This window comes from Achromobacter sp. FW305-C-28, assembly GCF_058783235.1.
On the sequence record NZ_JBYSYL010000025.1, the window covers coordinates 1 to 8,211 of the forward strand.

General features: G+C 66.1%; 7 protein-coding genes. All 7 read left to right on the forward strand.

The window, feature by feature from the left end:
* The first annotated feature begins 299 nt into the window (after positions 1-299).
* Positions 300-2,651, forward strand: coding sequence for a bifunctional salicylyl-CoA 5-hydroxylase/oxidoreductase (locus tag AC3WMR_RS30555; RefSeq protein WP_492266969.1), 2,352 nt, complete (start codon positions 300-302; stop codon positions 2,649-2,651).
* Positions 2,648-3,439: an SDR family NAD(P)-dependent oxidoreductase gene (locus tag AC3WMR_RS30560; RefSeq protein ID WP_492266968.1), complete on the forward strand. Its 792-nt coding sequence runs from the start codon at positions 2,648-2,650 to the stop codon at positions 3,437-3,439. Before AC3WMR_RS30555 ends, AC3WMR_RS30560 begins: the two co-directional genes overlap by 4 nt.
* Before the next feature lie 38 nt (positions 3,440-3,477).
* Entirely contained in the window at positions 3,478-4,335 is an 858-nt protein-coding gene (locus tag AC3WMR_RS30565) for an enoyl-CoA hydratase family protein (protein WP_492266967.1), read from the forward strand.
* A 2-nt stretch (positions 4,336-4,337) separates the two neighbouring features.
* Positions 4,338-5,507 carry an acyl-CoA dehydrogenase family protein gene (locus AC3WMR_RS30570; protein ID WP_492266970.1) on the forward strand — a complete coding sequence of 390 codons (1,170 nt, stop codon included), beginning with the start codon at positions 4,338-4,340 and terminating at the stop codon, positions 5,505-5,507.
* Between the two features lie 63 nt (positions 5,508-5,570).
* Positions 5,571-7,211 carry an AMP-binding protein gene (locus AC3WMR_RS30575; protein WP_492266966.1) on the forward strand — a complete coding sequence of 547 codons (1,641 nt, stop codon included), beginning with the start codon at positions 5,571-5,573 and terminating at the stop codon, positions 7,209-7,211.
* A gap of 30 nt (positions 7,212-7,241) precedes the next feature.
* Positions 7,242-7,667 (forward strand): acyl-CoA thioesterase, encoded by a 426-nt coding sequence (locus AC3WMR_RS30580; RefSeq protein ID WP_492266965.1) that lies wholly within the window; start codon positions 7,242-7,244, stop codon positions 7,665-7,667.
* 40 nt (positions 7,668-7,707) lie between these two features.
* A complete protein-coding gene (locus AC3WMR_RS30585) occupies positions 7,708-8,112 on the forward strand; it encodes a RidA family protein (protein WP_199168735.1) in 405 nt (134 codons plus the stop codon).
* Positions 8,113-8,211: the final 99 nt, after the last annotated feature.

Consider the following 8,211-nt stretch of genomic DNA (forward strand, 5'->3'; position numbering starts at 1 on the left):
AGAGGGAGCCGAAGGCGGACGACGATGACGAAGGGGAAGTCCGGAGCGAAGGCTCCGGACCGCAATCGTGGGCGCCCGCCCCGCATGCCACCGCCGCGAGGGACGACCCACGAAGACCGCCCTCCGCCAGCCCCCACAACCCCCGCAAAAAACCCCAACGCCCCGTCCCCATTTCAACTAAACGTTTCCCCCATTTGCGATCCTCCCCATCCAGGTATATATTTCAAGCCTAAACTATCAAGACCTAAAAAGCTGCGATCCCGTCACTCGCAGATCGCCCTTCATGGAGCATTACGGCAATGAAAATAGTCTGCATTGGTGGGGGTCCCGCCGGCTTGTATTTTGGTCTGCTCATGAAGTTGCAAGACCCCGCCAACGAAGTTACCGTCATCGAGCGCAACCGTCCGTATGACACCTTTGGTTGGGGCGTCGTGTTTTCCGATGCCACCATGCAGAACCTGCGCGAGGCGGATCCGGTTTCCGCGCAGACCATTGGCGATGCCTTCAATCATTGGGATGATATTGACATCCACTTCAAGGGTCGCAGCATTCGCAGCGGCGGCCATGGCTTCATCGGCATTGGCCGCAAGAAGCTGTTGAATATTTTGCAGGCGCGTTGCGAAGACGTCGGCGTCAAGCTCGTCTTCGAGAACTTCGTCCAGGACGACCAGGCCATTGCCCGTGAATACGATGCCGATCTCGTCATCGCGTCCGACGGCATCAACAGCCAGATCCGCACCCGCTACACCGACACCTTCCATCCCGACATCGACCAGCGCCGCTGCCGCTTCGTCTGGCTGGGCACCAAGAAAGTCTTCGACGCCTTCACCTTTGCCTTCGTCCAGACCGAGCATGGCTGGTTCCAGGCCCATGCCTATCGGTATGAAGACGGCATGTCGACCTTTATCGTCGAAACACCCGAAGAAACCTGGCAGGCCGCCGGCATCGAGCAGATGAGCCAGGAAGAGGGCATCGCCTACTGCGAAAAGCTGTTCGCGCCCTGGCTGGATGGCAATGCCCTCATCAGCAACGCCTCGCACCTGCGCGGCTCGGCCATCTGGATTCGCTTTCCGCGCGTCATCTGCAACACCTGGGTGCATTGGAACCCGCTTGAAACCGCCCGCGGCAAGCGCGCCGTGCCCGTCGTGCTGATGGGCGATGCCGCCCACACTGCCCACTTCTCCATCGGTTCCGGCACCAAGCTGGCCCTGGAAGACGCCATCGAACTGGCGCGCTGCCTGAGCGGCGCCGAAGGCAGTGTCGAGCGCGGGCTCAAGCACTACGAAGACGTGCGCAGCGTGGAAGTCTTGAAAATTCAGAACGCCGCGCGTAACTCCACCGAGTGGTTCGAAAACGTCGAACGCTACGCCGAACTCGAACCCGAACAATTCGCGTACTCGCTGCTCACCCGTTCGCAGCGCATCTCGCACGAAAACCTGCGCCTGCGCGATCCGGCCTGGCTCGAAGGCTTCGAGCGCTGGATCGCCGAGCATGCCGGCACGCCGGCGCCGGCCGGCCAGCGGCCGCCGCTGCCCATGCTGACGCCCTACCAGGCGCGCGGCGTGCGGCTCAAGAACCGCATCCTGGTGTCGCCCATGGCCATGTATTCGTGCGCCGACGGCGTGCCGGGCGACTTCCACCTGGTGCACCTGGGCGCGCGCGCCATGGGCGGCGCCGGCTTGGTCATGGTCGAAATGACCTGCGTGTCGCCTGACGCCCGCATCACCCCGGGGTGCCCGGGGCTGTGGAACGACGAGCAGCAGCAGGCCTTCGCCCGCATCGTCGGCTTCGTGCACGGCAACAGCGACGCCCGCATTGGCGTGCAGATCGGCCATGCCGGCCGCAAGGGTTCCACCCAGCTGGGCTGGCAGAGGATCGACCACCCGCTGGCCGAAGGCAACTGGCCGCTGCTGTCGGCGTCGGCCTTGCCCTATATCGAAGGCGTGTCGGACACGCCGCGCGCCATGACGCGCGCCGACATGGACCAGGTGCGCGATAACTTCGTGGCTGCCGCCCGCCGTGCCCAGGCGGCCGGTTTCGACTGGCTGGAACTGCACTGCGCCCACGGCTACCTGTTGTCCAGCTTCATCTCGCCGCTGACCAACCAACGCGCCGACGAATACGGCGGCAGCCTGGAAAACCGCCTGCGCTTCCCGCTGGAAGTGTTCCACGCCGTGCGCGCCGTCTGGCCTGAAGACAAGCCCATGTCGGTGCGTATCTCGGCCAGCGACTGGGTCGAAGGCGGCATCACCGCCGACGACGCCGTCGAGATCGCGCGCCACTTCAAGGCCGCCGGCGCCGACATGATCGATTGCTCGTCGGGTCAGGTCAGCAAGGAAGAAAAGCCCGTCTACGGCCGCATGTTCCAGACCCCGTTCGCCGACCGCGTGCGCAACGAAGCCGGCATTCCCACCATTGCGGTGGGCGCCATCTTCGAGGCCGACCACGCCAACGCCATCATCGCCTCGGGTCGCGCCGACCTGTGCGCGCTGGCGCGGCCGCACCTGGCTGATGCCTCGTGGACGCTGCGCGAATCGGCGCGCGTGGGCTACCGCGACGTGGCCTGGCCCAGCCAGTACTTCGCCGGCAAGCGCCAGCTGGAAACCAACTTCGAGCGCGCCGCCGCCATGGCGCAACTGGACATCAAATGAGCACGCTCGCCCAACCCCTGGCAGGCCGCCACGCCCTGGTGACGGGCGGCGCCCGCGGCATCGGCCTGGCCAGCGCCCGCGCGCTGCTGGCGCGCGGCGCCCGCGTCACGCTGCTGGGCCGCGATGGCGGTGCGCTGGAAGCCGCCGTCGACAGCCTGGCCAGCCTGGGCCAGGTGCAGGCGGTCAGCGCCGACATCGCCGACGAGGCCTCGGTCCGCCAGGCCTTCGCCCAGGCCGAGGCCGAACTCGGCCCCGTGCTGGTGCTGGTCAACAACGCCGGCCAGGCCGTCAGCCAGCGCTTTGACCGTACCGACACCGCCCTGTGGCAGTCGATGCTGGCGGTCAACCTGACCGGCACCTTCCATTGCATCCAGGCCGCCTTGCCCGGCATGCTGGCCGCCAAGTGGGGCCGCGTCATCAACGTGGCCAGCACCGCCGGCCTGATCGGCTATGCCTACGTCAGCGCTTATTGCGCGGCCAAGCATGGCGTCATCGGCCTGACCCGCTCGCTGGCGCTGGAAACCGCGCAGAAGGGCGTCACCGTCAACGCCGTCTGCCCCGGCTATACCGAAACCGACATCGTGCGCGGCGCGGTGGCCAATATCGTCGACAAGACCGGCATGACGCCGCAAGCCGCGCGCGCCAAGCTGGCTGAGCGCAACCCGCAGGGCCGCCTGGTGCAGCCCGAAGAAGTGGCCGAGACGGTCGCCTGGCTGGCCTTGCCGGCCTCGGCATCGATCAACGGCCAGGCCATCGCCGTGGACGGCGGTGAAGTGATGACCGGCTGAGCCGGCCCCCATCCCCAGCATTCATGAACGGAGACACCATGAGCACCCAGCCCGAAGAGCACACCATGAAACACCACAAGCGCCCGCTGGCCGGCTACCAGGCCCGGACGTTCCTGTGGCAGGTGTCGGCCGACGGCAAGATCGGCACCATCACGCTCAACCGCCCCGAGCGCAAGAACCCGCTGACCTTCGATTCCTACGCCGAGCTGCGCGACCTGTTCCGCGCCCTGGTGTACGCGACCGACATCAAGGTGGTGGTGGTGACGGGCGCCGGCGGCAACTTCTGCTCGGGCGGCGACGTGCACGAGATCATCGGGCCGCTCACCAGGATGAGCATGCCTGAACTGCTGGACTTCACCCGCATGACGGGCGACCTGGTCAAGGCCATGCGCGCCTGCCCGCAGCCCATCGTGGCGGCGGTGGACGGCATCTGCGCTGGCGCCGGCGCGATGGTGGCGCTGGCGTCCGACATGCGCCTGGGCACGCCGGCCTCGCGCACCGCATTCCTGTTCACGCGGGTGGGCCTGGCGGGCGCCGACATGGGCGCCTGCACGCTACTGCCGCGCATGATCGGCCAGGGCCGCGCCTCTGAACTGCTGTACACCGGCCGCGCCATGACGGCTGACGAGGGCGCCAGCTGGGGCTTTTTCAATGCGCTGCACGAGCCGGGCGAGCTGATGGAAGCTGCGGCCAAGCTGGCCGCGCAGCTGGCCGCCGGCCCCACCTTTGCCCACGGCGTGACCAAGAAGCTGCTGCACCAGGAATGGAACATGGGCGTGGACGAGGCCATCGAGGCCGAAGCCGAAGCCCAGGCCATCTGCATGCAGACGCGCGACTTCCATCGCGCCTACGAGGCCTTCGTGGCCAAGCAAAAGCCCGTTTTCGAAGGGAATTGATGATGCGCGACGCAAGCTGGCTGGACTGGCCCTTTTTCGACGAGACCCATCGCCAGTTGGCGCACGAGGTCGACGCCTGGTGCGAAGGCGCGCTGAGCGACGTGGACCACCACGATGCGGACGCGGCCTGCAAGAAGCTGGTCAAGGCCATGGGCCAGGCCGGCTGGCTGCGCTACGCGGTGGCGGGCGGCCCGGGCGGCGCCTGGGGTGGCGCGTTGCCGGAAGTCGATTCGCGCGCCGTCTGCATCCTGCGCGAAACCTTGGCGCGCCACGAAGGCCTGGCCGACTTTGCTTTCGCCATGCAGGGCTTGGGCAGCGGCGCGATTTCGCTGATGGGCTCTGACGAGCTGCGCCAGCGCTATCTGCCGCGCGTGGCCCGCGGCGAGGCCATCGCGGCCTTTGCGCTGTCTGAGCCCGACGCCGGTTCCGACGTGGCCGCGCTGGCCTGCGAGGCCCGCCTGGACGGCGACGCCTATGTGCTGAACGGCGCCAAGACCTGGATCTCCAACGGCGGCATCGCCGACTTCTATTGCGTCTTCGCCCGTACCGGCGAGGCCCCGGGCGCGCGCGGCATCAGCGCCTTCGTGGTGGATGCCGATACCCCGGGCTTCGAGGTGTCGGAACGCATCGAGCTGATCGCGCCGCACCCGCTGGCCACCATCACGTTCGACAACTGCCGTGTGCCGGTGTCGCACCGGCTGGGCGATGCGGGGCAGGGCTTCAAGCTGGCCATGATGACGCTGGACATCTTCCGCGCCTCGGTGGCCGCCGCCGCGTTGGGCTTTGCCCGCCGCGCGCTGGATGAAGGCCTGGCGCGTTCGAAGTCGCGCCGCATGTTCGGCCAGACGCTGGCCGACCTGCAACTGACGCAGGCCGCGCTGGGCGACATGGCCACCGCCATCGACGCCTCGGCGCTGTTGACTTACCGCGCCGCGTGGATGCGCGACGTGCAGAAAGTACGCACCACGCGCGAAGCGGCCATGGCCAAGATGACGGCCACCGAATCGGCGCAGACCGTGATCGACCGCGCGTTGCAGATGTTCGGCGGCGCGGGCGTGGTGTCGGGGATGCCGGTGGAGAAGCTTTACAGGGAAATCAGAGCGCTGCGTATCTACGAAGGCGCCACCGAAGTGCAGAAGTTGATCATCGCCCGCGAACTGCTGAAGGCGTAAAGAGGCCATCGAGCCTTCCGCCTTCCGCATAGTCAACCACACCGCAGCAGCAAGGGGAATTTCATGGAAGTATCCGCCCACATCGACACCTTTGCCCGGGACAACCTGCCCCCGGGCGAACAATGGCCAGAATTCCTGCTGGACGGCCCCGACGTGGCCTATCCCAAGCGCTTCAATTGCGCGGTGGAACTGGTGGACGCCATGGTCGAGCGCGGCCACGGCGAGCGCATCGCGCTGCGCTGGCCGCAGGACGGCAAGCAGGCCACCATGACCTACCGCGAACTGGCGGCGCTGACCAATCGCATCGCCCGCGTGCTGGCCGAAGACATGAAGCTGGTGCCCGGCAACCGCCTGCTGCTGCGCGGCCCCAACAACCCCATGATGGCCGCTGCCTGGCTGGCCGCCATCAAGGCGGGCCTGGTCACCGTGCCGACCATGCCGCTGCTGCGCGCCAAGGAACTCAAGCAGATCATCGAAAAGGCACAGATCCAGGCGGTGCTGTGCGATGCGCGCCTGAAAGACGAGGCCGAATTCTGCGCCCAGCCCGGCCACGAGCATCACTGCGCCGAACTGGCGCAGATCATGTACTTCAATGACTCCGCGCCCGATGCGCTGGACGCGCTGGCCGCGGCCAAACCCGACGACTTCACGGCCTGCGACACCGCGGCCGACGACGTCTGCCTGATCGCCTTCACCAGCGGCACGACGGGCGCGCCCAAGGGCTGCATGCACTTTCACCGCGACGTGCTGGCGATGTGCGACCTGTTCCCCAAGCACGTCATCAAGCCGGGCCCGGACGACATCTTTTGCGGCACGCCGCCGCTGGCCTTCACGTTCGGGCTGGGCGGGCTGCTGTGCTTTCCGTTGCGCGTGGGCGCCAGCACCGTGCTGGCCGAACGCCTGACGCCGGAGAGCCTGTTGCAGCTGATCCAGGACTTCCGCGCCACCATCGTTTTCACTGCGCCCACGTTCTACCGCCAGATGTCGGCGCTGGTCGGCAAGTTCGACCTGTCGTCGCTGAAGAAAAGCGTGTCGGCAGGCGAGGCGCTGCCTGACGCCACCCGCCAACTCTGGAAGGAAGCGAGCGGCATCGAGATGATCGACGGCATCGGCGGCACGGAAATGATCCACGTGTTCGTGTCCAGCCCGCCCGAGTCGGTGCGCCGCGGCGCCATCGGCCGGGTGGTGCCCGGCTACATCGCGCAGATCGTGGACGACGACATGAACCCGGTGCCCAACGGCACGGTGGGCCGCCTGGCGATCAAGGGCCCCACCGGTTGCCGCTACCTGGCCGACGAGCGCCAGCGCCGTTTCGTGCAGAAGGGCTGGAACCTGCCGGGCGATACGTTCCTGCAGGACGATGAGGGCTATCTGTTCTACCAGGCCCGCAACGACGACATGATCGTGTCGGCCGGTTACAACATCGCGGGCCCCGAGGTCGAGGACGCGCTGCTGCGCCACGAGGCGGTGGCCGAGTGCGGGGTGGTGGGCGCGGCCGACGAGGAACGCGGCCAGCTGGTGAAGGCGTTCGTGGTGCTCAAGCCGGGTTTCGAACCGGGCGACGCGCTGGTGGCGGCGCTGCAGCAGTTCGTCAAAGCCAGCATCGCGCCCTACAAGTATCCCCGCGCCATCGAGTTCGTGTCGGCGTTGCCGCGCACGGAAACGGGCAAGCTGCAACGCTTTGCGCTGCGCAAGATGGCGTGAACCGGTATTAAGGAATCACAAGGAAATCCCATGGCAGCCCCTTTCATCAGCCAGGTCGAAGTCCGCTTTCGTCATTGCGACCCGGCGGGCATCGTTTTCTATCCTCGCTATTTCGAGATGATCAATGACTTTGTCGAGGAATGGTTCGACAAGGGCATGGGGTTGCCTTTTCATGCACTGCACGTGGACCGCCATATCGGCACGCCAATGGCGTCGGTGACGTGCGATTTCAGCGCACCCAGCCGCTGGCACGAGCAACTGCGCCAGACGCTGCAGGTGCAGCGTATCGGCGGGGCGTCGTTCAAGGCGCTGGTGCGCTTCGAAGGGCCGAACGGCCAATTGCGGCTGTCGGCGACGCTGACGATCGTGACGGTGGATCTGCGGACGATGAAGTCGATGCCGCTGCCGGACGATCTGCGTGAACGGATGCAGGCTTATCTGGTCGCCGCGGAGTGATTCCGCGCTATTTGTTTTTTTGATAATAGGATGAGACGTTATGAAGATTCTGCAACCGCCGGATTGGATGGCGCCGCGGGGCTATTCGAATGGAATCCTGACCGAGATGACGGTGGGGAGCAAGCTGGTGTTCGTGGGGGGGCAGGTCGGCTGGAACGGGCAGCAGCAGTTTGAATCGGATGATCTTGCTGATCAGGTTCGGCAGACGTTGGCCAATATCGTTGCGATTTTGGCTGAGGGTGGGGCCAAGCCTGAGCATATTGTGCGGATGACCTGGTATGTCACGGACAAGGAGGCTTATGTGGCGGCTTATCCGGAGATCGGGAAGCATTATCGGGAGCTGATCGGGCGGCATTTTCCGGCGATGACTGCGGTGGAAGTGGCGGATCTGGTTGAGGACCGGGCGAAAGTCGAGATCGAGGTTACGGCTGTGGTTCCGGGGTAGGTTGTTGTTGCTCGTTGCGCGATGGGTTCTTAAGTTGCGCTTGGCGGTGTCGGTGTGCGGTGGGCGGGGCTACGATTGCGGTCCGGAGCCTTCGCTCCG

Bases quoted from the DNA above. Each gene is read 5' to 3' on its own strand.
- AC3WMR_RS30560 (WP_492266968.1), top strand. From the start codon at position 2,648: ATGAGCACGCTCGCCCAACCCCTGGCAGGCCGCCACGCCCTGGTGACG.
- AC3WMR_RS30575 (WP_492266966.1), top strand. From the start codon at position 5,571: ATGGAAGTATCCGCCCACATCGACACCTTTGCCCGGGACAACCTGCCC.
- AC3WMR_RS30585 (WP_199168735.1), top strand. From the start codon at position 7,708: ATGAAGATTCTGCAACCGCCGGATTGGATGGCGCCGCGGGGCTATTCG.
- AC3WMR_RS30580 (WP_492266965.1), top strand. From the start codon at position 7,242: ATGGCAGCCCCTTTCATCAGCCAGGTCGAAGTCCGCTTTCGTCATTGC.
- AC3WMR_RS30555 (WP_492266969.1), top strand. From the start codon at position 300: ATGAAAATAGTCTGCATTGGTGGGGGTCCCGCCGGCTTGTATTTTGGT.
- AC3WMR_RS30570 (WP_492266970.1), top strand. From the start codon at position 4,338: ATGCGCGACGCAAGCTGGCTGGACTGGCCCTTTTTCGACGAGACCCAT.
- AC3WMR_RS30565 (WP_492266967.1), top strand. From the start codon at position 3,478: ATGAGCACCCAGCCCGAAGAGCACACCATGAAACACCACAAGCGCCCG.